Annotated in this window: 24 protein-coding genes and 1 pseudogene; 1 reads left to right on the forward strand and 24 read right to left on the reverse strand. The window is 66.0% G+C overall.

The features are described from left to right. Window positions 1–193 precede the first annotated feature (193 nt). From SPYCW_RS17960 to trbB, 11 genes are read right to left on the reverse strand one after another with little or no spacing between them, the layout of a single operon-like run. Window positions 194–430, reverse strand: a complete 237-nt coding sequence (locus SPYCW_RS17960) for a DUF2274 domain-containing protein (protein WP_120217897.1) — start codon at window positions 428–430, stop codon at window positions 194–196. Then, a complete protein-coding gene (locus SPYCW_RS17965) occupies window positions 430–1722 on the reverse strand; it encodes a TrbI/VirB10 family protein (RefSeq protein ID WP_120217898.1) in 1293 nt (430 codons plus the stop codon). The genes SPYCW_RS17960 and SPYCW_RS17965 overlap by 1 nt, the downstream gene beginning before the upstream one ends. Then, on the reverse strand, window positions 1719–2732 hold the full coding sequence (gene trbG / locus SPYCW_RS17970) for a P-type conjugative transfer protein TrbG (RefSeq protein ID WP_120217899.1): 1014 nt from the start codon (window positions 2730–2732) through the stop codon (window positions 1719–1721). Before trbG ends, SPYCW_RS17965 begins: the two co-directional genes overlap by 4 nt. Further along, window positions 2729–3412, reverse strand: a complete 684-nt coding sequence (trbF, locus tag SPYCW_RS17975) for a conjugal transfer protein TrbF (protein WP_120217900.1) — start codon at window positions 3410–3412, stop codon at window positions 2729–2731. Before trbF ends, trbG begins: the two co-directional genes overlap by 4 nt. A 20-nt stretch (window positions 3413–3432) precedes the next feature. Continuing rightward, window positions 3433–4809, reverse strand: coding sequence for a P-type conjugative transfer protein TrbL (gene trbL, locus SPYCW_RS17980; RefSeq protein ID WP_120217901.1), 1377 nt, complete (start codon window positions 4807–4809; stop codon window positions 3433–3435). Beyond that, window positions 4806–5054 (reverse strand): putative entry exclusion protein TrbK-alt, encoded by a 249-nt coding sequence (trbK-alt, locus tag SPYCW_RS17985; protein ID WP_120217902.1) that lies wholly within the window; start codon window positions 5052–5054, stop codon window positions 4806–4808. The genes trbL and trbK-alt overlap by 4 nt, the downstream gene beginning before the upstream one ends. A gap of 1 nt (window position 5055) precedes the next feature. Next, window positions 5056–5778, reverse strand: a complete 723-nt coding sequence (gene trbJ / locus SPYCW_RS17990; RefSeq protein WP_120217903.1) for a P-type conjugative transfer protein TrbJ — start codon at window positions 5776–5778, stop codon at window positions 5056–5058. Continuing rightward, window positions 5775–8264 carry a conjugal transfer protein TrbE gene (gene trbE / locus SPYCW_RS17995; protein WP_120217904.1) on the reverse strand — a complete coding sequence of 830 codons (2490 nt, stop codon included), beginning with the start codon at window positions 8262–8264 and terminating at the stop codon, window positions 5775–5777. Before trbE ends, trbJ begins: the two co-directional genes overlap by 4 nt. Continuing rightward, complete coding sequence (locus tag SPYCW_RS18000) at window positions 8261–8530, reverse strand: VirB3 family type IV secretion system protein (protein WP_120217905.1); 270 nt, start codon at window positions 8528–8530, stop codon at window positions 8261–8263. The genes trbE and SPYCW_RS18000 overlap by 4 nt, the downstream gene beginning before the upstream one ends. After that, window positions 8530–8874, reverse strand: a complete 345-nt coding sequence (locus tag SPYCW_RS18005) for a TrbC/VirB2 family protein (protein ID WP_120217906.1) — start codon at window positions 8872–8874, stop codon at window positions 8530–8532. Before SPYCW_RS18005 ends, SPYCW_RS18000 begins: the two co-directional genes overlap by 1 nt. Further along, a complete protein-coding gene (gene trbB / locus SPYCW_RS18010; RefSeq protein WP_120218392.1) occupies window positions 8871–9854 on the reverse strand; it encodes a P-type conjugative transfer ATPase TrbB in 984 nt (327 codons plus the stop codon). Before trbB ends, SPYCW_RS18005 begins: the two co-directional genes overlap by 4 nt. Window positions 9855–10263: 409 nt before the next feature. Between trbB and SPYCW_RS18015 the strand changes: the two genes are divergently transcribed. Further along, window positions 10264–11370 carry a Fic family protein gene (locus tag SPYCW_RS18015; protein ID WP_120218393.1) on the forward strand — a complete coding sequence of 369 codons (1107 nt, stop codon included), beginning with the start codon at window positions 10264–10266 and terminating at the stop codon, window positions 11368–11370. Here SPYCW_RS18015 and SPYCW_RS18020 read toward each other — a convergent pair. The 13 genes and pseudogenes from SPYCW_RS18020 to SPYCW_RS18080 form a co-directional block, all read right to left on the reverse strand. Further along, entirely contained in the window at window positions 11343–11795 is a 453-nt protein-coding gene (locus SPYCW_RS18020) for a CopG family transcriptional regulator (protein WP_120217907.1), read from the reverse strand. The two genes, SPYCW_RS18015 and SPYCW_RS18020, sit on opposite strands and share 28 nt — an antisense overlap. After that, window positions 11792–13855 (reverse strand): conjugal transfer protein TraG, encoded by a 2064-nt coding sequence (locus tag SPYCW_RS18025; RefSeq protein ID WP_120217908.1) that lies wholly within the window; start codon window positions 13853–13855, stop codon window positions 11792–11794. The genes SPYCW_RS18020 and SPYCW_RS18025 overlap by 4 nt, the downstream gene beginning before the upstream one ends. Window positions 13856–13889: 34 nt before the next feature. Next, window positions 13890–15635, reverse strand: coding sequence for a relaxase/mobilization nuclease domain-containing protein (locus SPYCW_RS18030; RefSeq protein WP_120217909.1), 1746 nt, complete (start codon window positions 15633–15635; stop codon window positions 13890–13892). Between the two features lie 244 nt (window positions 15636–15879). Continuing rightward, window positions 15880–16605 carry a lytic transglycosylase domain-containing protein gene (locus SPYCW_RS18035; protein WP_443029452.1) on the reverse strand — a complete coding sequence of 242 codons (726 nt, stop codon included), beginning with the start codon at window positions 16603–16605 and terminating at the stop codon, window positions 15880–15882. 66 nt (window positions 16606–16671) lie between these two features. After that, on the reverse strand, window positions 16672–17016 hold the full coding sequence (locus SPYCW_RS18040) for a DUF736 domain-containing protein (protein ID WP_120217911.1): 345 nt from the start codon (window positions 17014–17016) through the stop codon (window positions 16672–16674). Then, complete coding sequence (locus tag SPYCW_RS18045; RefSeq protein WP_120217912.1) at window positions 17007–17606, reverse strand: S26 family signal peptidase; 600 nt, start codon at window positions 17604–17606, stop codon at window positions 17007–17009. The genes SPYCW_RS18040 and SPYCW_RS18045 overlap by 10 nt, the downstream gene beginning before the upstream one ends. Continuing rightward, entirely contained in the window at window positions 17603–18121 is a 519-nt protein-coding gene (locus SPYCW_RS18050) for a DUF2840 domain-containing protein (RefSeq protein ID WP_120218394.1), read from the reverse strand. The genes SPYCW_RS18045 and SPYCW_RS18050 overlap by 4 nt, the downstream gene beginning before the upstream one ends. A 278-nt stretch (window positions 18122–18399) precedes the next feature. Then, complete coding sequence (locus tag SPYCW_RS18055) at window positions 18400–19239, reverse strand: replication initiator protein A (RefSeq protein ID WP_120218395.1); 840 nt, start codon at window positions 19237–19239, stop codon at window positions 18400–18402. 49 nt (window positions 19240–19288) lie between these two features. Further along, window positions 19289–19549, reverse strand: a complete 261-nt coding sequence (locus SPYCW_RS18060; RefSeq protein ID WP_120217913.1) for a helix-turn-helix transcriptional regulator — start codon at window positions 19547–19549, stop codon at window positions 19289–19291. A 127-nt stretch (window positions 19550–19676) separates the two neighbouring features. Further along, complete coding sequence (locus tag SPYCW_RS19575; RefSeq protein ID WP_172595586.1) at window positions 19677–20198, reverse strand: DNA -binding domain-containing protein; 522 nt, start codon at window positions 20196–20198, stop codon at window positions 19677–19679. A 43-nt stretch (window positions 20199–20241) separates the two neighbouring features. Next, window positions 20242–20448 carry a transcriptional regulator domain-containing protein gene (locus SPYCW_RS18070; RefSeq protein ID WP_120217915.1) on the reverse strand — a complete coding sequence of 69 codons (207 nt, stop codon included), beginning with the start codon at window positions 20446–20448 and terminating at the stop codon, window positions 20242–20244. Window positions 20449–20582: 134 nt separating this feature from the next. After that, window positions 20583–20741, reverse strand: a pseudogene (locus SPYCW_RS18075) (DUF736 family protein); the annotation flags it as partial. Next, window positions 20728–21657, reverse strand: a complete 930-nt coding sequence (locus SPYCW_RS18080; protein ID WP_120217916.1) for a LysR family transcriptional regulator — start codon at window positions 21655–21657, stop codon at window positions 20728–20730. The pseudogene SPYCW_RS18075 and the gene SPYCW_RS18080, both read right to left, overlap by 14 nt. Window positions 21658–21705 lie beyond the last annotated feature (48 nt).

The following is a 21705-nucleotide window of genomic DNA, read 5'->3' on the forward strand; positions in this document are numbered from 1 at the left end:
TTCCAATAGACGCGAACGACCTGCGATCTATTCAATAGTGACCGAGTAGTGAGATCGCGCGTTGGGAGCACGAACCGACGCCTTTAGCTTGAGCCTGGACATGCGCGCCAGTCACCCGGTCACCTCCGCTCAAAAGCAAGCGGCAGAGCTGTTCTAACGGATATGGAGCCCATGTATATCCGCTATCCGAAGCTTAATCCGATTTGGACCCGGACTGGTTTCTGTTCCGAACAAAGCCGCGATCGGTGGCCATGAACCGTTCGAGCATCGGCGAGATCAGGCGCTCGACGGGGAGCGGCTGAGAAAGGCCGGTCTGGGCGGCGTGAACCCTGGCATAGGCATTGAGTTCACGGTGGACGGCTGCAGGCAGCTCCAAGGTCAGCTTGACCGGCTTGTCATCATCGATCGGACCCAGTTTCAGCTTGCTCATCACTGTTCCTTCCGTAGCGGCTCGAGTACGAGATCGCGCGTCACGATGACGCGAAGTACATGGCCTGGGCGTATGGTGAGCGTCGGCGGGACGCTGAGCTGGCGCTGCACCACCTGCCGCCCCGTCTGATTGATCGTGTCCTGCGTGCCGTAGCGCAACGCCTCGACCAACGCGTCGTCGCTGTCGGTTGCGAGCTCGGTGCCGACGCCCAGCAACGTCGAGATCAGCGCGGCTTTCAGCATGCTGCCCCAATGATAGTTCACGCGATCCCGGATCCCTGCCATGCCGGACGCATCGGCACCTGGCTGGCGGTCCAGCAGGATCGAGCGGCCGCCTGGAAGAATAAGCCGATCCCAGGCGAGCAGAACGCGGTTTTGGCCCGCCGAGACTTCGCTGTCATATTCACCGATCAGCCGCGAGCCCTGGGGCACGAGAAGAATACGTCCGGTCGGGCTGTCATAGACATTCTGCGTGACCTGCGCGGTGATCTGGCCGGGGAGATCCGACTGGATGCCAGTGATCAATGCAGCGGGGATGATGCTGCCCGCCTGCACGATATAGGGCGAGACCGGCGGCACGATCCGCTCATTGCTGGCGGTGGAGCGGTTGGCGGCGACGGCCATAAAGCCCTGCTTGCCAGTCGGCGCGGGAGCCGGATTGGCCGCAATACCAACGGAAGCGGGCGGCATAGGCTGCTCGGCAGGCACCGCCGAAGCGCGCGCGCCGCTCATTGCCTCGCCGAGGAACAATCGACTGGTGCGCGCGGTGTCGCGCTCCTGCATGATGCGCTGGCGGGCCTGTTCCGCCGCAGCGATGCGCGGGTCCACGGATTGAGGGGCCGCCGCCCCCATGGACGGCACGGGAACAGGCTGACCATTTTGCTGCGCCGAAAGGATCGGGCGGCCGAGGTCGCCCGGGAGCGGCTGACCGAGCTTGGGAACCTTGTCGTAGCTGGCCGGCGCCGCGGTCACATTGTCCGCCTTGTTCCGGCTCTCGGTTTCGACGAGATTCGGTGCGTCGATGGAACGCGCGGGCAGAAGCGCATAGACGAGCGCGCCGCCGATACTGAGGCAGGCCACCGCAACGACAGAGGCAAGCGCCTTGCGCGAAAGGCGCATGACGGGCGGCGGATCGCCGCGCAACCGGAATGCCTGCCCATCATGGACGGGCGGCAGGCCGGCAGCTGGCGCCGCTTCCGGTTCCTCCCCGACATTCGGCCTGGCTGCCGGATCCTGCGGCAGGCCGACGACCGGTTCCCCAGCTTCAGCCCTTTCTCCTCCCGGCCCGCTCATGACCTGCCCTTACGGCGCGGGCTTTCGCGCTCGATGCTGACCCTTGCCTCGCGTTTGCCCGAAGCAAGCCGCAGCTCGGCACGGGAAAAGAGCCGGTCGACGATCATGTAGCGGCCCGCCACCCGATAATTGACCAGCTCGGTAGGCCCGGTGTCGCCAGTGACGAACAGCGGCGGCATGTCCGTGCGCTCCACGCCTTCGGCAAATTCGATGAAGACCTGCCGGCCATCATCGAACACGCGCACCGGCCGCCAGCCGGGCCTGTCGCCGTCGATCCGATAGCCAAAATTGAGGGCGGTGACGTCCACACCCGAAGCCAGCGGCGTATTGCGCACCCGCTCGGTTTCGGCGGTCCGCAGGGCGATGAGCTGATCCTGCGGATAGGTCCACGACACCGAGGCCATCCAGGTGGAGGGCGTTGCACGCAGTTCCAGATGATAGGTGCGCCGGTCGGTATTGATGATCAGATTCGTGGATATGTCCGGCCGGGTGGGCTTTGCGAGGATATGCACGCGCGCCGTCGGACCAGCCCCGCTCACCGTGTCGCCGATGATCCAGCGCACGGTGTCACCGGCCGCGACCGGCCCGGGGCCGACAAGCTGTTCGCCTTCCTGAAGCGCGATGTCGGTCACCTGGCCGGGCGCGGCATAGACCTGATAGAGCGCGCCATCAGCCCAGGCATATTGCTGGATCGCGTTCACATAACCGTCGCGGCTGGGCTCCACTCGGGCGGCGACATTGGCGGCGCCCACACGGCGGCGCGGATCCTCCGGTTCCAATGCCGGCGCGCCGTTCCCGAGCGGCTTCAACTGGCCGGGAAGCGGCAGCGGCTCGGGGATGGCCACAACCTGCACGGCACGCGCCGGTTCCGGCGTTGGGATCGCCAACGCTTCACGCGGCGCTTCCTGGACGGTGGCGCGCGGCTTCGCGGACGTCGTGGCGCAGGCGCCGAGCGCGGACGCGGAGATCAGCAAGGCCGGAACAGCCTTGCGAAATGAAATCTGTCTCATTGGCTGAGTTCCTTCGACCAGTTGAGGGCATTGACGAACACGCCCAGCGGGTTCTTCCGCAGGCCGTCGGGCGTGCGTGGGGTCTGGACGGTGACGGTGAGGATCGCGGACCAGCGCGAGGTCTCGGCGAGCGCACCGTCAGAATAGCGGCGCTCGGTCCAAGCGACGCGGAAGCTGTCGTTCGAGGCGCGGATCACGCTCGATACGTCAACCGCGACCTGCACCTTGCCGACCAGTGCGAAGGGATCGTTGCTGCGCGCATAGTCGTTGAGCGCGAGCCCGCCTTTGTCGGTGGTAAAATCATAGGCGCGCAGCCAGTTCTGACGCAGCACGATCGGATCGGCGGGCACCGAGCGCACTTCTTCGATGAAGCGCGCGAGGTGGAATGCGATCTGCGGATCGGTCGGTCGATAATCGACGTCGGCGGGCGCAACGGCCTGCGCCGCACCCAGCTTGTCGACCTCGACTACCCAGGGGGTGATATGCCCCCGCGCCGATTGCCAAACGAGGCCGGCAGACAATCCGCCCGAAAGCACGAGGCATCCGAAAAAGGCGAGCCGCCAGTTTTTCGCTGCGGATCGCGCCGAGCCGATGCGGTCGTCCCAGACCTGCGCGGCACGCTGGTAGGGCGTGACCGGCTCGGGCGATTGGCCGTAGCGAATGGAGGGTCGTCGAAACATGCGGTTGTCCTTTCGAGAATTCAGCTCTTGTCGGAGACGTCGGGGCCGTTGCCGCCGCCGTGGCTGTCGCCGCCCTTGAGGGTGTGCGTCGCCATGGTCGCGCCCTGCGTCATGGCTTGGCGATGCTTCATGGTTTTCGCCCAGGAGGGCGGCCCGCTCGATGAAGACGCCGTTCCCGCTCCAGACCCCGCAGGAGCGGCGGCAGCCGGAGCAGCCGGGCCTTCCGGCGCCACTCCGAATGTGGAGCGGGCGCCGCTACGAAAGTTCGACCGCAGTGCCTGCCCAGACTTGTCGGCCATCTTGCGCAACGGCGAGACGGCGGCCCTGCCAGCACTGGCAAGCGCGGCCTCTCCCGTAGCGGCCATCCCACCGGCAACGGCGCTGGCGCCGGTCTTGCCGAACGAGCCCATGCTGTAGGCGGCAGCCGCGGCGCCGGAGGCACGGGCGGCACCGCTGGCGGCAGCAGTGGTCGCCCTGCCGCCCGCCGCGACTGCGGAACCAGCGGCGCCGGCTGCAAGCTTTGCGCCTGCAGCGCCGCCGGCCAGCGAAGCGCCCGCAACAAGCGCCGTTCCGGCGGCAGCGCCAGCGCCGAGCTGCGGACCTCCGGCGACGATGCCATTGGCGATCCCGGGGCCGAAGATCCCGAGCCCAAGGAGCGTCAGCGCGCCGAGCGCGATCGCCATGACCTGTTCGATGTCGGGTTCGGGGCCGACGCCGGCATTGACGAACTGGGTGAACAGCGTCGTGCCGATGCCGGTGATGACGGCCAGTACCAGCACCTTGACGCCCGACGAGATGACATGCCCCAGCACCTTCTCGGCCATGAAGGCGGTGCGATTGAAGAAGGCGAAGGGAAGCAGCACGAAGCCGGCGAGCGTGACCAGCTTGAACTCGATGATGGTCACGAACACCTGGATGGCGAGCACGAAGAAAGCGAGCACCACGATCAGCCAGGCGACGAGCAGGATCATGATCTCGGGGAAATTGGTGAAGAGGCCGACCGGCCCGACCAGATCCTCGGTCGCGTCGAGCAGCGGCGCGCCGGCATCGAGGCCGGTCGCCGCGACCGTGCCGGGCTTCATGAAATCGGCGAGCGCCATCCCGCCGCCCGACGCCTTGAGACCGAGCCCGGCGAAGCTGTCGAACAGGATGGTGGCGAGACTCGAGAAATTGCCGATGATGTAAGCGAAGACGCCGATATAGAGCGTCTTCTTGACGAGGCGCTGCAGCACGTCCTCGTCGGCGCCCCAGGCCCAGAACAGCGCGGCGATCGTCACGTCGATAACGATCAGGGTCGAGGACAGAAAGGCGACCTCGCCGCCGAGCAGCCCGAACCCGCTGTCGATATAGCCGGTGAAGACACCCAGAAATGTGTCGATGACACCCGTATCGTTCACGGCCGGTCCTCCTTGCGATAGAAGCGGCGGCGCTTTTCTTCCCAGGCTGCCTCGCAGCCGCTGTCGGGCATGGTGAGCGTCCGGCAGCGGCGAAGATCGCGTGTCTGTGGATCGGCAGCGCTCTCATCTGCCGGGACGATGACTGTCTCGACGTGGCGGTCCTCGCGGATCGTGATGCCGATCGTCAGCGCCATGAACAGCCCACCAAGCGCGCCGGCCGCCGCGATCTTCGCCGTGCGGCTCATGTCAGTTCTTGCCCCGGAAGCGACGGAACCGTTCGCGTGCCTCGGCCTCGATCGCAGCGTTGCGCGCGGATTCGAGCGCCTGGGCGCGGCCCTGCGCGGCAACCGCGGCGGTGAGGTCGGCGAGCTGCTGCGACTGAAGCGCGAGAAGCTGATTGCCTGCCTGCGCCGCCTGCAAAGCACCACTGGCCGATTGGCTGGCGCCGACGAGGGTATCGATCGACGCGCGGGCGCCATCGATATTCCCGACGACGCCCGCTTGTACGCGCAGCGCATCCTCGAGCGCACCGACGCTGTCCTCCCAGCGTGCATTGGCATTGGCGACCATCTGGGCATGGTCGCCGGTGAGCGCACTGCCCTTGTAGCGGCCCTCGAACGCCTGCTGGATGCTCTGCACATCATAGGCGATGCGCTGGGCCTGGCTCAGCAACTGCCGGGTCTGGTTGACCTGGTTCTGGAGAGTGGACAGCGTCGACACCGGCAGGCTGGCGAGATTCTTCGCCTCGTTGATGAGGCTGGTGGCCTGGTTCTGGATCTGTTGGATCTGATTGTTGATCTGCTGCAGCGCGCGGGCCGCCTGCAGGACGTTCGACGCATAGTTGGTCGGGTCATAGACGATGCCGCCGAAACCGAATTGCGCCTGCGCCGGAACGGCGGTCATCGCGCCGCTGACGGACAGCGCGATAGCGCCGGCCAGCAGAGCGCGACGAAGCGGATACTTCTTCATGAGCGTAACTCCTCGGGATCGAGCGGGAGCAAGGGCTCTTCGCTCGTGATGGATGCTGTCAGCGGATCGGGTTCGGGCAGCAGGCCAGCGGCCCAGCCGAGGCTGCGATGCCTGAGCCAATGGACGGCGAAGGCGTGCGCCCCATGCGCGGCGACGAGCTCGCCGATGCGGAGCTGGTCGGACTTTGACGATGCGGCGGTGAAGGCGAGCGCAACCTCGCCCAGGCCCAGCTCGAACAGCCGGTTACCGCGCCGCGACTGGCAGTAATAGTCGCGCTTGGGCGTTGCCCGGCTCAATATCTCGATCTGTCGGGCGTTGAGCCCGAAGCGTTCATATACGCGTGAGATCTGCGGCTCGGCGGCGCGCTCGTTCGGCAGGAAGATGCGCGTCGGGCAGCTTTCGATGATCGCGGGCGCGATGCTCGAAGTTTCGATGTCGGCGAGGCTCTGCGTGGCGAACACAACGCTGGCGTTCTTCTTGCGCAGGGTCTTCAGCCATTCGCGAAGCTGCGCGGCGAAGGTGGGACTGTCGAGCACCAGCCAGCCTTCGTCGATGATGATGAGCGTGGGTCGCCCGTCGAGCCGGCCTTCGATCCGGTGGAAGAGGTAGGCGAGCACCGCGGCGGCCGATGCCGCCCCGACCAGCCCTTCGGTCTCAAACGCCTGGAAGCTTGCCTCGCCCAGATGCTCGGTCTCGGCGTCGAGCAGCCGCCCCCAGGGGCCGCCGACGCAATAAGGTGCGAGCGCCTGCTTCAGTTCCTGGCTTTGCAGCAGCACGGCCAGCCCGGTGAGCGTGCGCTCGGACGGCGGCGCCGAGGCGAGCGAGCCGAGCGCGGTCCAGAGATGCTCCTTGGCGGCGGGATCGACCGTGACGCCTTCACCGGCAAGGATGGCAGCGAGCCATTCCGCGGCCCAGGCACGCTCACCCGGATCGTCGATCCGAGCGAGCGGTTGCAGGGTCACGCCCTCACCACCCTCCCGGTCATGCAGCGCGCCGCCAAGATCCTGCCAGTCGCCGCCACAGGCGATCGCTGCCGCCCGGATCGAGCCGCCGAAGTCGAAGGCAAAGATCTGGTTGTCGGCATAGCGGCGGAACTGCATCCCCATCAGCGCCAGCAGCACCGACTTGCCGGCACCCGTCGGCCCGACGATCAGCGTATGGCCGACGTCGCCGACATGAAGGGAAAGACGGAACGGGGTCGAGCCTTCGGTCTTGCCGTAAAGCAAGGGGGCGTCACCGAAATGCTCGTCCCGTTCCGCCCCCGCCCACACCGCTGACAGGGGGATCAGGTGGGCGAGATTGAGCGTGGAAATCGGAGGCTGGCGGACGTTGGCATAGACGTGACCAGGCAACGATCCGAGCCAGGCCTCGATCGCGTTCATGCCCTCGATTATCGCCGTGAAGTCGCGGCCCTGGATGATCTTCTCGACCAACCGCAGCTTCTCGGCCGCCAATGCAGGATCGCGATCCCACACCGTCACGGTGGCGGTTACATAGGCGATGCCCGAATGGTCCGCGCCCAGCTCTTGCAAGGCGAGGTCCGCGTCGGCCGCCTTGTTCGACGCGTCGGTGTCGGTCAGCACCGACGCCTCGTTGGTCATCACCTCTTTGAGGATCGCGGCGACGCTCTTGCGCTTGGCGAACCACTGGCGCCGGATCCTGGTCAGCAATTTGGTGGCGTCGGTCTTGTCGAGCATGATCGCCCGGGTCGACCAACGATAGGGGAAGGCCAGCCGATTGAGGTCGTCGAGCAGACCGGGAAAGGTCGCCGTCGGAAAGCCGGTGACGGTGAGGGTGCGCAGATGATGCTCGCCCAGCTTCGGCTCCAGCCCGCCGGTCAGGCCCTCATCGGTGAGCAGCGCATCCAGATAGCAAGGCGTCTCGGGCGCCCGCACGCGCTGTCGCTTGGTCGATATGCATGAATGGAGATAGGTCAGGGTCTCGGCGTCATCGAGCCAGCCCACCTCGGGCATGACGCCTTCGACCAGATGGAGCGCCCGGTTCGTCCGATCGGTGAAGCCGGCCAGTTGCTCATGCGGATCGGCGCCGCTGCCCGAACGGCCTTCATAGATCCAGTTCTCCGCGCGCGCGGCCTCCTCGGCGGGCGGCATCCAGAGGAGGGTCAGATAATAGCCGCTCTCGAAATGGCTTCCCGCTTCGCGGAACTGCTCGCTGCGCTCCATATCGACGAGTGCCGAGACGGGGTCGGGAAAGGCACTGTCCGGATAGTCCAGCGCGGGAACGCGCTGTACTTCCACGAACACGGCCCAGCCGGAGCCGAGACGGCGTAGCGCGTTGTTCAGCCGCGCGGTCACCGAAACCAGTTCGGCGGGCGTGGCACTGTCGAGATCGGGGCCGCGAAAGCGCGCCGTGCGCTGGAACGATCCGTCCTTGTTCAGCACCACGCCCGGCGCCACGAGTGCGACCCAGGGCAGAAAATCGGCAAGGCTGGCAGCCTTGGAACGATATTCCGACAAATTCATCATGGCCGCATCCAAACCGGATATTTGAGGTGGCGGCGGGCGACGTCGACGAACTGCGGATCGCGCCGCGCGGCCCAGACCGACAGCGCATGGCCGATCGCCCAGAGCGCGAGACCGGCAATCCACAGGCGCAAGCCGAGACCGATGGCGCCTGCGAGCGTGCCGTTGACGATGGCAAGGCTGCGCGGCGCACCGCCGAGCAGGATGGGCTCCGACAGCGCCCGATGGACGGGCGCGTAGTAGCCGGGAATGTCGTCTGCGCGGTTCATCACACCAGCGCCCCGCCACCAAAACTGAAGAAGCTGAGGAAGAAGGAGCTGGCGGCAAAGGCGATCGACAGCCCGAACACGATCTGGATCAGCCGCCGGAACCCGCCCGAGGTGTCGCCGAAGGCGAGGCTGAGGCCGGTCACGATGATGATGATAACGGCAACGATCTTCGCCACCGGGCCTTCGATCGATTCGAGGATGGACTGGAGAGGCGCCTCCCAGGGCATCGACGAACCGCCGGCGCGCGCTGGCGCGGTGATGAGAAGGCCGGCGGACGTGACGGCCAGCACGCCAAGGCGATCGAGGGCGGTCCCGGCCAGCAGCCGGGTTTTCTTTGCTTTCATTTGGAGTCTCCTGCTTGTTCGGATGGGAGAAGGATGAGCCGGTAGTCGCCATCGGCGCCGAGCCCTTCGACGCGGGCCAGCTCGGCGAGGCGGCGGCCGTGGCCGTCGCGGACCAGCACGGCGACGAGGTTGATGGTCTCGGCGATGAGTGCACGCGGCACGGTCACGACCGCTTCCTGGATGAGCTGCTCCATCCGGCGCAGCGCACCCAATGCGCTGCCGGCATGGATGGTGCCGACGCCGCCGGGATGACCGGTGCCCCAGGCCTTGATCAGATCGAGCGCTTCAGCGCCGCGGACCTCGCCGATCGGAATGCGGTCGGGGCGCAGCCGAAGCGAGGAACGAACGAGATCGGAGAGCGAGGCGACGCCATCCTTTGTGCGCATCGCCACGAGGTTGGGCGCGGCGCATTGCAGTTCGCGCGTGTCCTCGATCAGCACCACCCGGTCGCCCGTCCCGGCGACCTCGGCGAGCAATGCGTTGGTGAGCGTGGTCTTGCCGGTCCCGGTTCCGCCTGCGACGAGGATGTTCAACCGCGAAGCGACACCGGCGCGCAGCACCCCAGCTTCGGCCGCCGACATGATGCCCGCTGTGACATAATCGTCGAGCGTGAACACCGCGACAGCGGGCTTGCGGATAGCGAAGGCGGGCGCGATCACGACCGGCGGCAGCAATCCTTCGAAGCGCTCGCCCGTCTCCGGCAGTTCGGCCGAGACACGAGGAGAGCGGGCATGAACCTCGGTGCCGACATGATGGGCAACGAGACGGATGATCCGTTCGGCATCAGCCGGAGCCAGCCGCCGTCCGGTATCGGCAAGGCCGGTGCCCAGCCGGTCCACCCACAGACAGCCGTCGGGGTTGAGCATGACTTCGACAACCAGGGGATCGGTCAGCCAGTGTCCGACCATCGGGCCGATCGCGGTGCGCAGCATCCGCGCACCACGCGATCTCGCTTCTGTATCGGTCCAGCTCGATGCCATCATGATCCCCGTTTCCGGCGCGGATCAGGAATGTCCGCGCGACGGGGATGATTAAGAGACGCAGAAAAAGTGCGGATTCAACAAGGATTTGCGATCGTAGCAGGCTGGCGAAGTAATACAGGAAATGGCGTAGGCTGCCGCGACCTGAAACGCCGCATCGAGGATGAGCAGCGCGCCATCGCTTGAGGATGCCTTCAACGTGATGAACCGCCGGATAGGGTGACGGTCGCCGCTGACCGGCGGTTTAGGGATTCGCCGAAATGCCAAGTGTGGCTGTACGTTTGGACCGTTTCGTAAACTGCCTGCAGATGCGGTGAATAGCCGCCTTATTCGCCGCGTGTCATGCGGCGGATATTCTTGCCCTTTGCGGTGAATGACCGCTATATTCGCCGTAGAAAGTGCGGTGAATATGACCTATATCCATGAGCTGCCGGACTGGCCTAACCTGCGCTGGAGCGACGAGCAGCTTGCCCAGCCGCTCGCCGCCGTGCGCCACCGACAGGGGCGGTTGATCGGGCACATGGAGGCGCTTGGCTTCCCGTTGCGCGAGGAAGCCGTCTTGCGCGCCCTGACCGAAGATGTCCTGAAATCCAGCGAGATCGAAGGCGAAGTGCTCGATAGGGAGCAGGTGCGCTCCTCCATCGCCCGCCGCCTTGGCATGGACATTGGTGGCTTGGTTCAAGCTGATCGCAACGTCGAAGGCGTCGTGGAAATGATGCTCGATGCCACGCAGAACTATGCGCAGCCCCTGACCGCCGAACGGCTGTTCGGCTGGCACGCGGCGCTGTTCCCCACCGGACGCAGCGGCATGAGCCGCATCACCGTGGGCGCATGGCGCACCGCCGAAGCTGGCCCGATGCAGGTTGTGTCGGGGCCGATTGGCCGCGAGCGCGTCCACTACGAAGCCCCCGCATCGGAGCGGCTCGACGCGGATATGTCCCGCTTTCTCGACTGGTTCGAGACAGCCGCGCCGGATCCCGTCCTGAAAGCCGGAATCGCGCACCTATGGTTTGTCACCATCCACCCCTTCGATGACGGCAACGGACGAATTGCCCGCGCCATCGCCGACCTCGCGCTGGCGCGCGCGGAGGGAAGCGCGCAGCGCTTCTACAGCATGTCCGCGCAAATCCGCACCGAGCGCAAAGCCTATTACGACATGCTCGAATCGACGCAGAAGGGTGGCCTTAACATCACGCCCTGGCTGTTGTGGTTCATCGGCTGCCTGGATCGCGCCTTCGACGGCGCTGAAACCATCCTCGCCAGCGTCATGCGCAAGGCGCGGTTTTGGGAGTCCGTCGCGGGCCAGCCCTTGAACGAACGCCAACGCAAGGTCGTCAACCGCCTGCTGGACGGCTTCGAGGGCAAGTTGACCAATGCCAAATGGGCGGCGATCACCAAGGCATCGTCCGATACCGCCTTGCGCGACATCAATGATTTGCTCCGGCGCGGCATCCTTGAGAAGGAGCCGGCCGGTGGGCGCAGCACCAGCTATTCACTGGTGCTGCCCGAGTCCTGATCCGATCGAGTCGATCTCGTTGCATCTTGAGCGATCTCGTTCCTGAACCGCGGCCCCAACTCCATGCGCCGGTTCAGCATGTCTACAAAGCGCTCCCATCGCTCGCGGCCCTGCGCCCTCGCGGCCTGCGTAGCGCCATCCGGGAGCGATGGTGTCGCATTGAGCCAGTTTCGCACAAACAGCGCGAGAGTCTCGTTTGACAGTTCGACATGCCATTCGAGGCGGCCGAGATCACGGGTCAGGCGGTCGAGCCGACGGGCAAGTGCTGCTTCAAGTCGCTCGGCGGCATCGGGCGACAGGAAGGACTCCAGCGCAGCCTCGATGATCGCGGCCTGGCTGGTGCTGCGCGCAGCGGCGTGATCGGCGAGACGGCGCACCAGATCAGCCCGCAGCCGGATGCTGCGCTTGACGTGGCCTCCACTCACAGCACGATCCCGTCATCCGGGTCGAGCGACGCATTACGGGCATTGCGGCGCATGGTCCGCTCCGCCTCGCGTTTCGCCCGGGCGGCATCCTCATCCTGATTGTCCTCATCGGGCGTTTCTTGCCCAGACATTTCCTTCGCAGGAGGAACGATTTCCTCATGCTCGCCAAGATCGGGCTCGCGGCGGATGCCAGCATTGGCTGCGTCGGCGGCAGCGTCAGCCTGATCGCCTTCCCCGGTGCCCTGCGGCTCCGCATCATCGGCTTCCGCCTTCCCGCCCCCGTCATCAGCCGCGGGCAAATTGGAGGATGGGGCTGACGGCGCATTCACCGGTATGAGAGTGGACCAGTCATCCTTGGGCCGTCGCTTCGGATCGAGTGGTTTGGGTGTCGGTGGCGGCAGCAACCGCACGGTAAAGCGCGGATCGGTGAAGTAGCGTGCCTTCATAGCCCGAATTGGCGGTACGCCCCCCACCATGACAATCTCCTCCTCCGGGGATAGCTGTATGATCTCGCCAGGCGTGAGTAAGGGTCGCGCCGTCTCGGTTCGCGAGACCATCAAATGTCCGAGCCAGGGCGAAAGCCTGTGCCCGGCATAGTTTTTCATCGCTCGCATTTCGGTGGCGGTGCCGAGCGCATCCGAGATCCGCTTGGCGGTGCGCTCGTCATTGGTCGCGAAGGCGACACGGACATGGCAATTGTCGAGAATGGCATTGTTCTGCCCATAGGCCTTCTCGATCTGGTTGAGGCTCTGGGCGATGAGGAACGCCTTGATCCCATAGCCTGCCATGAAGGCGAGCGCGCTTTCAAAGAAGTCGAGCCGCCCGAGTGCGGGGAACTCATCGAGCATCAACAGCAGCCGGTGCGGACGACCTTTGGGGTTGAGCTCCTCGGTCAGGCGTCGGCCGACCTGATTGAGGATCAGGCGAATGAGTGGCTTGGTGCGGCTGATATCGGAGGGCGGCACCACCAGATAGAGCGAGGTGGGCACGGCTCCGTCGACGAGATCGGCGATGCGCCAGTCGCAGGCCCGCGTCACGGTCGCCACAATCGGATCGCGATAGAGCCCTAGGAACGACATGGCCGTGGACAGCACGCCCGAGCGTTCGTTCTCCGACTTGTTGAGCAACTCGCGTGCCGCGCTGGCGACGACAGGATGAACCCCGGCCTCGTCCAGGTGCGGCGTCGTCATCATCGCCCGCAGCGTGGTCTCGATCGGGCGGCGCGGATCCGAGAGGAAGGCGGCGACGCCGGCCAGCGTCTTGTCTTCCTCCGCATAGAGAACATGGAGGATGGCGCCGACCAGCAGCGCGTGGCTGGTCTTTTCCCAATGGTTGCGCTTCTCGAGGCTGCCTTCGGGATCGACCAGCACGTCGGCGACATTCTGGACATCGCGCACTTCCCACTCGCCCTTCCGGACCTCGAGCAGCGGATTATAGGCGGCGCTGGCCGTATTGGTGGGATCGAACAGCAGCACGCGGCCGTGCCGCGACCGGAAACCGGAAGTGAGCTGCCAGTTCTCGCCCTTGATGTCGTGGACGATGCAGCTTCCCGGCCAGGTGAGCAGCGAGGGTATGACGAGGCCGACGCCCTTGCCCGAACGGGTCGGCGCAAAGCATAAGACATGCTCGGGACCATCGTGGCGCAGATAGCGCTGCGCGAAATGGCCAAGAACGACGCCATCGTCGCCGAGCATCTTCACTTTTTTGACTTCGCGCTCGCTGGCCCAGCGCGCCGAACCATAGGTTTCGGCCTTCTTCGCCTCGCGGGCGCGCCACACCGACATGGCAATCGCGATGACGATCCCGGCCATCGCGCCCGACACGGCGATCAACGCGCCGGTCTCGAAGATCTTCGGCGCATAGGCGTCGAACGCGAACCACCACCAGAAGAAGGCCGGCGGCGGATAGATCGGCCATGACCCCAGCGAGAACCATGGCTCACCCAGTTCGGGTTGATAGGCGAGTGCGTGCGCAGTCCACTGGGTTGCCGCCCAGATGCCGGTCAGCGTCACGCAGAAGACGGCGATGACCTGGCCCCAGAGGATACGGGTTGCGTTCATGGGATGAAGCTCCTGCTGATGAAGATATCGAGGATCACAGGCCAAGCCCCCGGCCGCGGCCGAGCGACCAGTCGACGCCGCCACCGGGCGTCATGGTGCCGCTGATGTGCTGGCCCAGATGCTGGTCGAGTGCCGGGCGCCAGGGCACGAGTTGAAAGCCAAGGCCATTGTCGATCATCGCGAACCGGCCCGAGGCGAGCGTCACCCGCTCGCCATAGACGCCGCTCACATAGTCCCCGGCCGCTGACGGTTGGTGAGCAAGACCTGTGCGCCGGGCGATGGCGTCGATCTCCTGGCTGAGCTCATTGCCCTTGAGGGTCGTGATCAGGTCGCGCGCGAACAGGAAGCCAGCCCCGCGCCGGTGCGCGAGCCCGGCGCCTTCGAGATGGAGGGCGCGTGCTTCCATCGCCTCGCGGATCTCGAGTCCGAACCCGGTGCCGGCCACTACCGGTTCGCGGGCGATAAGTTGGCGATCGAGCCAGGTGGCGCCGGGCGCGTTCACCTGTTCGGCCAGCGTCAGGTCGGAGCGGGTCGCCAGCGACAGGCGCGTATTGCCCCTGGCGTCCTGCCAGCTTCGCGTCTCGACAATCGCCCCGGGTCTGGCGTCGCCGGTCATCTCCATATCGTCGAAGCGCAGATGATGCGTTCGCCCGTCGGCGCCGTCGATCACGGCATAGGCCGTGCCCACCAACTCATCGTGCAGACCGCGCTCGACCAGGCGGCCGATGATGGGATCGGCCGGAGCTTCACCATGGAGGGCGAAGCGGCCGGTATCGGGCACGCGGCCGCCGTCGCTCATCGCCCGGTGCATGGTCTTGATGATGTCGGTGCGGATGGAGAGGTCGCGCAGCGTCTTTTCCGCGCCGGGCCTCAGCGACCAGACCGCCGGTCCTTGCCCGTAGGCAAGGCCCAGCCGTTCGAGCTTGCCGGCACGGCCGATCAGCAGGCGGCGCATTTCGGGATCGTTGCCACCACCCGGACGCAGATCGACCATGCCGGTCATCTCATCAGCCATGCGCTGCAGACGGCGATCGAGGCTCGTCCAGCGATCGGCATCAACTTCCCGCTCCAGGGCGGCGCGGATCTCCTGTTCGGTGCGCGGTCCGAGTTCCATTGTGACGCGCTCCTCCGCGCGGGCGCGCATGCCTTCGCGGATATAATCGCGGTCGACGACGAGATCGGCACCGGTCTCGTCGACGCCGCGCACGAGGACATGGATATGGGGATTGTCGGTGTTCCAGTGATCGACCGCCACCCAGTCGAGCCGGGTGCCGAGATCGGCCCTCAAATCGTCCATCAGTTCGCGGGTGAACGCCTTGAGGTCGGCCATCTGGCCTGCGTCCTCGGGCGAGACGATGAAGCGGAAATGATGCCGGTCATCCTCGCAGCGTTCGACGAAGGCGTCACCGTCCGCAGAATCGGAGCGGGCATCGAACAGGCTGGCGTCGCGCCCGTCGCGCGTCACGCCATCGCGTTTCAGATAGGCGATATGCCGGGCGAGCGGCGCGGCGCGGAAATTCGATCCCTTGTGCCTGACCACACGGGCCTTGATGACGACGCGCCTGGCGTTGGCCGGAGCGCGGGTGCGCAGACGCGCAATGCGGCCTCGGCCATGGCGCCCCGTGCCCTTGCCGCGCGATGGCCCCCGGCGGCTGTACCCCGCCTTGGCCGCTGCCCGGCGGACCTGTGCCGCGAGGCTCTGGACCTTGCGTCCCGAGCCCTTGCCAGCATCGCGGCTCCTTCCCGGCCGAACCCGGAAATCATCGTCGCCCGTGGTCATCGCAGCCCCGAAATCCGCGCTGCCACCCGCCGACAGATTGAAATCACGCCATATTCGGAAGATCGCGCCACCCGGCCGATCAGGGTGCCACTTGAAAATCTCCCTGACTTACAACCACATGATACCCCACAGGTGGCATCCTTTTTATCTCGCCATCGACTTTCCCCTTCGATTCCAGTGCGTTGACTTCTTTTCCGACGCGGTAGATTCCACGCCTGCCAACACCAGCGGACGCCATGACCGCTCATTGTTCGCTCCGCCCGGGAAGCGGGACGAAGAGGCCGTGCGAACCAGGCGATGAAGGGCGCGGCGGGAGGCACGACGGCGACGAGACAGACGCGGATGCGATGCCGCCCGGCTGCGCGACGGGTGCAGGGGCGGCGGTGATCTCACTGCCGTCCAACGCGCCGTCGCCGCGCAGCACGAACAGCGCCGCATCGCGCCAGGATGGCGCAGCCGGTGCGCGCGGAATTGCAGGCACGACGGCAGGCGAAGCGATGCCGGAGGTGCCGAGGTTGGGCGCGAGCTTCGCGACATAGGCGATCGTCTCGGCGGGAAGCGGGCGGCCGCGCCGGCGCCAGTCGTCGACACGGCCCGGCCCCGCATTATAGGCAGCAAGCGCGGTGGGCAGATCGCGATACCGATCGACCATCTCGCGCAAATAGGCCGCGCCGGCGTGAATGTTGGCGCGCACGTCCCACGGATTGTTGCCGAGCCCATAGCGCGCGGTGAGTTGACCCCAGGTGCCGGGCATGATCTGCATGAGCCCCATGGCGCCGGCGCGCGAAGCCGCTGCCGGATCGCCGTTGCTCTCGGCGCGCATCACCGCCCAGATCCATGCCTCGGGAATGCCGAAGCGCTGTGCGGCTTCGGTCACATGAACGGCATAGGGATGCGCCGTCGCGGCGGCGGCAGGCGCGGTGGCCAGCGCCGTCGTGGCCGGAAAGAGGGAGGTGAGTGTGCCGGTCAAGGCCGATGCGCCAGCAAAGCGAACGGCGCAGGACCGGCAGCGCGACGCGAAGCGGATGCGCACGGTTCACTCCGCTTTCGGACGCCGCAGGCGCGGCGACCAGAGCAGGACATGGCCGTCATCGCCGCGATTGGAGCGCAGCAGATTGGCGCGGACCGGGCGGGCAAAGCCCGGACAATCGAGCTGGACCGTGACGAAGGCGCCGGCCTTGCCGTCGTGGTTCCAGCCCGACCCGACCTCGGGACCAATGCCTTCAGGCACGCTGTCGTCGGCGAGATGGACGCGCCAGTCCGGTGCGCGGCCGTGCCCGGTGAAGCCGGTCGGCACGAGCCGCAGCGCGATATTGAGCGTGAGCGTGCGCAGACGGCCGACGAACCTGTCGCCGTCCTGGGTGAAGCAACCTATCTGCATAAGAGGTCTCCTTCTTCGCTGGTGAGAGGGGCACCCTGCACACAGCCGGAGCGCCAGCGCAGCGGTGCATTCGGCGTGTCGCGGGTGAGGATCGGGGTAGCGCGGCCGATCAGGCCGGAGGCTGGAATCGGCCCGAAATAGCGCCCGTCGAGACTGTCGGGCGCAGCGTTGAGCAGGAACAGTTCGTCGGCCCCGAGGACGCGGCAGCCGCGCCAGACCGGCAACGGTCGGCCATGGCTGTCGGACGCGCGCGCGACCGCGACGGTGCGACCGTCGATCGTCACCGCCCCATCGAGGCGGCAGATCAGCGCGCCCGGACGCGCGGCGACATGCTTGAGCAGCGGCACGCCGATGGGCAGATAATGGCGCTCGGCCATGAACTGTGCGAGCGCGGGCGGCGGCGCGACGGCGACCATGTCGCCGACCGCCGGCCGGGCGAGCGGATGGACGCGGTAGAGCCCGATCGGCGCACTGGCGCTGGCGTTCCAGAACAGCAGCTTGGGCAGCGGCAGCACTGCCGCGACCAACGTGACACCAATTACAGCCCCGGCGATTTGCGGCACGAAGCGAGAGAGCGGACGGCGGCTCATTGACCGAGCGCCTTGCGCTTGAGCCATGCCTGATGGCGCTCCGCTGTATAGGCACGCGCCGGTTCGCCTGCGCTGAGCCGGTTATGCACATGCCGCCAGTGCTCGGGCGCAATGTCGCAGGGATCGAGGTCTTCGGCCTCGATCCTGTCGATGATCTCGAGGACCTTGTGGACCTTCGGCCAGCCCTGGATCGAGAGCAGCAACTCACCGCCTGGCCGCACGAAGGGCGCGGTCGTATAGGCCTCGCCGGGACGAACCGCGCGCAAGATGTCGATGCGCGAATGGACAGTACCGAAGTCGTTGGCCGACCAGCGCACGAACGCGACGAGGGCATCGGGCCGGAAGCCGACGATGCGCGTCTTGCGGTTGACGATGCGCTCCGACGCTATCCGGCCGAAACGGATCCAGTGCTCAAGCCGCTTCTCGATCCAGATCAGTTCGATCTCGGCGCAGTCCTTGCGCAGCGGCGATACGGTGCGCGTGGGGACGCACCCGTTGGCAAGCGGGTGGTTCATGGGAAACATCTCCGGGAAAGGGACGAAGTGCAGCCGGTTCGCCGCCGAGCTGCAGCGTGGCGGCAATGCGGGCGTCGGCGCGCGCGGCGCGAAATCCACAGCTCCGCGCCGGGTTAGGAAGAATATGAAATATTCTTCTCTATTAGGATGGTTAGAGGGACGCCGATTTTGCGCGGATTTCTGCGGGTTTCCGAAGCTCCACGGTTCCCGATAGGACGACTCTCGGGTTCCCGATGGGACGACTCCGGTGGTTCCTGATAGGACGACTCCCATGGGCCTTATCCACAGGCCGGTAGCTTGAGCCGGCGCATGGCTGCGTGGAGCGGATCGACCGGAACCGGCGCGAAATTGAGGCGCTCCTTGCCCAGCGCATGTTCGATCCTGAGCGTGTAGCCGGGAAGCGGCTGGCGCTGCACGATCGCGCGCAATTCGAAGGCGAAGCGCTTCAATGGCGAGAGTGCGCCCGACTTCATATGCAGATGCTCGAAGTCGAAGCTCCAGCCCGCCGCTTGGCGGCCGCCGTGCTTGCGCACGATCCGGTAGAGCCAGCGTTCAAGGCCGCCGGTCAGATCGAAATAAGCCCGGTCGATCGTCAGCACCAACGCGCGGTCGAGCACGCCCGCATAGAACCAGTCGGGCAGGATCAGCTCGATCCCGAGCGGCCGTCCTTGCGCATCGAGCCGCTCCTGCCACTCGTTGATCCACGAGAAACGATGGCGGCGGCGCTGATGCTGCTGGCGGATCGATGTGGCGACGGTCGTCGATTGCAGCCGGTCCAGCGCGGCTTTGAGGCGGTCATAATTGTCGCGGCCCGTCCCGCGCCGGATATAGGTCAGTATCTCATGCGGGGTCGTGGCCATGAGCCGCGAGGTCGGCAGTCCGGCATCGCGTGCCTCGACAAGCTGGCTCGCCGCCCAGATCAGTATGTCGGCGTCCCAGATAGTCGCCATGCCATGTTCGGGCACGGCTTCGACCGAGATCCACGTCTCGCCCATCCGGAAATCGATTGGCGCGACGCGCCGCGATTTGGCGAGGCTGAAGAAGGGCCAGGACATGAGATCCTGCGCGTCGCGCGGCGCCGGATTGGCTGGCACCGAGCGGAACAGGTCGAGCTGCATGCGCTCGACCTTCGTCACGGCAGAGGATGATGAGCGGCGTGGCACTGTCTCAGCGCTCCGGCAGCGCGCTGAACCGCTTGGCGGGAAGGCAGACACCGGTGCCCGGATCGGAGGTCGAACGCCGCCGGCCAAGTTCCGCCCAGGCGTCGAGTGCCTCGATCGAATAGACGACGCGGCCGCCCAGCTTGTGGAAATTGGGGCCGGTCCCATAGCAGCGATGCTTTTCGAGGGTGCGCGGGGAAAGGCCGAGCCGCGCGGCGGCATCGGGTGTCTTCAGAAATTGCGGCGAGCGCTGTGCTGCTTGCTCCATGATGTTCCTCCATCGAAGCCGGGATCACACACGGCGGCGATCGACCGGACTGGAGGAAAGTGGCGGAGCATGAGCGTCGGGATGGAGCGGCTGTTTTGGCCCATGCATTTTTGTCGCACCGGCAGGATCAGCCCCGCAGCAAGGCGCGGTATCCCCCGTTCATGAGAGCGAGCGCCTCGTCGATCAGGCGCTGGGTGCGGCGGCGCTCGGCGGAGGATTTCCATTCGTTGCCGCGGCCGATGGTCATCGCAGAATAGACATGGCGGCGGGCGATCTCGTGGGTCGTGACCCCGGTCCGCTCGCGGCCGAGAACGGCATCGAGAATGTCGAGAAGCATGCCGAGACGCCGCCGCTGGAACGATGTCGGCGCGAAACCGGTCGGCAGGCGCATGGGCGGGGCGCCTGCCAGGCGCCTATCGAGCCGCTGCGCTGCCGCGTGGCGCAGATCGACCGCCTCGTCGCGCACGATGACATAGGCAAGCGTGCTGCCCCTGAGCGGATCGCGGACCCAGAGGCGGTGCGGCCCGTCGATATCGCCGAGGATGAGATGCCGGCCGGTCGAGAGTGTGCGGTCGACAAGGATGATCGGCCAGGCGTCGAGATCGAACGGCGCAGCTTCGGCGAAGCCGGACGGCGCCGTATCGAGGATGACCGTCGTCGGTGCGAGCGACGCCTGCCAGAGCGCGGGTTCGTCAGCCGCGAACGAGCCAGGCGCGCACGGGAAAGGCGAGGCCCCAGTGCCGGGCCATCACCTCCTGCTCCTCGGTGGAGCCCCGCCTCGCGCGCATGACCTTCTGATAATCGGACCGATAGCGGGGATTGCGCCGCAGAAACTCCTGTGCAAATCCGGACTTGTCGAGAAGGCGTCGATCGCCGTCGCTTGGCTGATTGCAGGACATGCGCGCTCCCCCGAAAGCAGGAGCGCAGGCTGTCGTTTGATGTTTTTGCGGGCCATTCCAGCAACTGGGGAGGCGGATCCCCATTTATGGGGATGTCCGCCGGCTCGGTGAGAGCCGGCGGACCTTACCGGGCGTCAGTCGCGCTCGCGGCGGGCGGGCCGGTTCCAGACCAGGTCATGTTCGCCATCCTCGCCTGCGAAGAGCTGCGCGAAGATGGGAGCGACGAAGCTTGGATCATCGAGCTTGAGCGAGAGATAGGGGCGGTCGTCGTTGGTCCGCTTAGCCGATGCTGCCAGCGAAGCGTTCGGCGAGCTTCTGCTTTTTAAACGCTTCGGCAACCCCGTCCACAAACATGCGGGTCTTCGCAGGCAACAATGTCCGTGACGCATAATAGATCGAGATGCCCCCGGCATCGGCATACCAGCGGGGCGCGAGGCGAACGAGCGCACCGCTCTCCAATTGCGGAAGCACATCGGGCACGGCGAGCATCGCCACGCCAAGCCCGAGCAATGCCGCTTCGCGCATGGCGGCCGGATCGTTCACGACGATGGTTTCCGGCAACAGGGCGGGCATCTCCTCGCCTGCCGCGTTGCGCATACCCCATTGCCGGATGCGCCCGGATTGCAGCGAGCGCATCACGATCCCATCGAACTGAGACAAGGCCGTGGGATCGGCGGGCGGGACGCGCTTCTTCATGTAGTCGGCAGACGCGACCGCGATAATATGCGCAGGTGCAAGGGTTCGCGCGACGATCCCCGACGAGAGGTCGAACCCGCCGCCGATGGCTGCGTCATAGCCTTCGGCGATCAAATCGACGGCGCGGTTTTCAAAATGGATTTCGGGCCGGACGCGCGGATAGCGTGAGAGAAACGACGGAAGCAGTGGCAGGATATGCGTTACGCCGAAGGTTGGCGCGACGCTGACCTTTAGCGTTCCCGCCGGTTCCCCGCTGTCGCTGGCCACCCCAGCGATGGCGGCCTGAATGTTTTCAAGGTTGTCGGCAATCGCCAGGCGGAACGCTTCCCCGGCCTCGGTCAAGGTCAGCTTGCGGGTCGAGCGATGAAACAGGCGAACGCCAAGATTGCGCTCCAGCATGGCGACGTTGCGGCTGACCGCAGCGGGCGTCAGCGTCAGTCGCCGGGCGGCTTCCGAGAAGCTGCCATGCTCGGCGCTGCGCACAAAGGACTCCAGGTTGGCGAGGGTTTCCAAAAGGCATCTTTCAATTATTCATTGAAAGTGATGCAATCAAATACCCAC

Source organism: Sphingopyxis sp. EG6, from assembly GCF_003609815.1.
Taxonomy (GTDB): domain Bacteria; phylum Pseudomonadota; class Alphaproteobacteria; order Sphingomonadales; family Sphingomonadaceae; genus Sphingopyxis.

What these genes read in the sequence shown, in the direction of transcription:
- SPYCW_RS17960 (WP_120217897.1), bottom strand. Translation starts at nt 430, where the DNA reads ATGAGCAAGCTGAAACTGGGTCCGATCGATGATGACAAGCCGGTCAAG.
- SPYCW_RS17965 (WP_120217898.1), bottom strand. Translation starts at nt 1,722, where the DNA reads ATGAGCGGGCCGGGAGGAGAAAGGGCTGAAGCTGGGGAACCGGTCGTC.
- trbG (WP_120217899.1), bottom strand. Translation starts at nt 2,732, where the DNA reads ATGAGACAGATTTCATTTCGCAAGGCTGTTCCGGCCTTGCTGATCTCC.
- trbF (WP_120217900.1), bottom strand. Translation starts at nt 3,412, where the DNA reads ATGTTTCGACGACCCTCCATTCGCTACGGCCAATCGCCCGAGCCGGTC.
- trbK-alt (WP_120217902.1), bottom strand. Translation starts at nt 5,054, where the DNA reads ATGAGCCGCACGGCGAAGATCGCGGCGGCCGGCGCGCTTGGTGGGCTG.
- trbJ (WP_120217903.1), bottom strand. Translation starts at nt 5,778, where the DNA reads ATGAAGAAGTATCCGCTTCGTCGCGCTCTGCTGGCCGGCGCTATCGCG.
- trbE (WP_120217904.1), bottom strand. Translation starts at nt 8,264, where the DNA reads ATGATGAATTTGTCGGAATATCGTTCCAAGGCTGCCAGCCTTGCCGAT.
- SPYCW_RS18000 (WP_120217905.1), bottom strand. Translation starts at nt 8,530, where the DNA reads ATGAACCGCGCAGACGACATTCCCGGCTACTACGCGCCCGTCCATCGG.
- SPYCW_RS18005 (WP_120217906.1), bottom strand. Translation starts at nt 8,874, where the DNA reads ATGAAAGCAAAGAAAACCCGGCTGCTGGCCGGGACCGCCCTCGATCGC.
- trbB (WP_120218392.1), bottom strand. Translation starts at nt 9,854, where the DNA reads ATGGCATCGAGCTGGACCGATACAGAAGCGAGATCGCGTGGTGCGCGG.
- SPYCW_RS18015 (WP_120218393.1), top strand. Translation starts at nt 10,264, where the DNA reads ATGACCTATATCCATGAGCTGCCGGACTGGCCTAACCTGCGCTGGAGC.
- SPYCW_RS18025 (WP_120217908.1), bottom strand. Translation starts at nt 13,855, where the DNA reads ATGAACGCAACCCGTATCCTCTGGGGCCAGGTCATCGCCGTCTTCTGC.
- SPYCW_RS18030 (WP_120217909.1), bottom strand. Translation starts at nt 15,635, where the DNA reads ATGACCACGGGCGACGATGATTTCCGGGTTCGGCCGGGAAGGAGCCGC.
- SPYCW_RS18040 (WP_120217911.1), bottom strand. Translation starts at nt 17,016, where the DNA reads ATGCAGATAGGTTGCTTCACCCAGGACGGCGACAGGTTCGTCGGCCGT.
- SPYCW_RS18045 (WP_120217912.1), bottom strand. Translation starts at nt 17,606, where the DNA reads ATGAGCCGCCGTCCGCTCTCTCGCTTCGTGCCGCAAATCGCCGGGGCT.
- SPYCW_RS18050 (WP_120218394.1), bottom strand. Translation starts at nt 18,121, where the DNA reads ATGAACCACCCGCTTGCCAACGGGTGCGTCCCCACGCGCACCGTATCG.
- SPYCW_RS18055 (WP_120218395.1), bottom strand. Translation starts at nt 19,239, where the DNA reads ATGCAGCTCGACCTGTTCCGCTCGGTGCCAGCCAATCCGGCGCCGCGC.
- SPYCW_RS18060 (WP_120217913.1), bottom strand. Translation starts at nt 19,549, where the DNA reads ATGGAGCAAGCAGCACAGCGCTCGCCGCAATTTCTGAAGACACCCGAT.
- SPYCW_RS18070 (WP_120217915.1), bottom strand. Translation starts at nt 20,448, where the DNA reads ATGTCCTGCAATCAGCCAAGCGACGGCGATCGACGCCTTCTCGACAAG.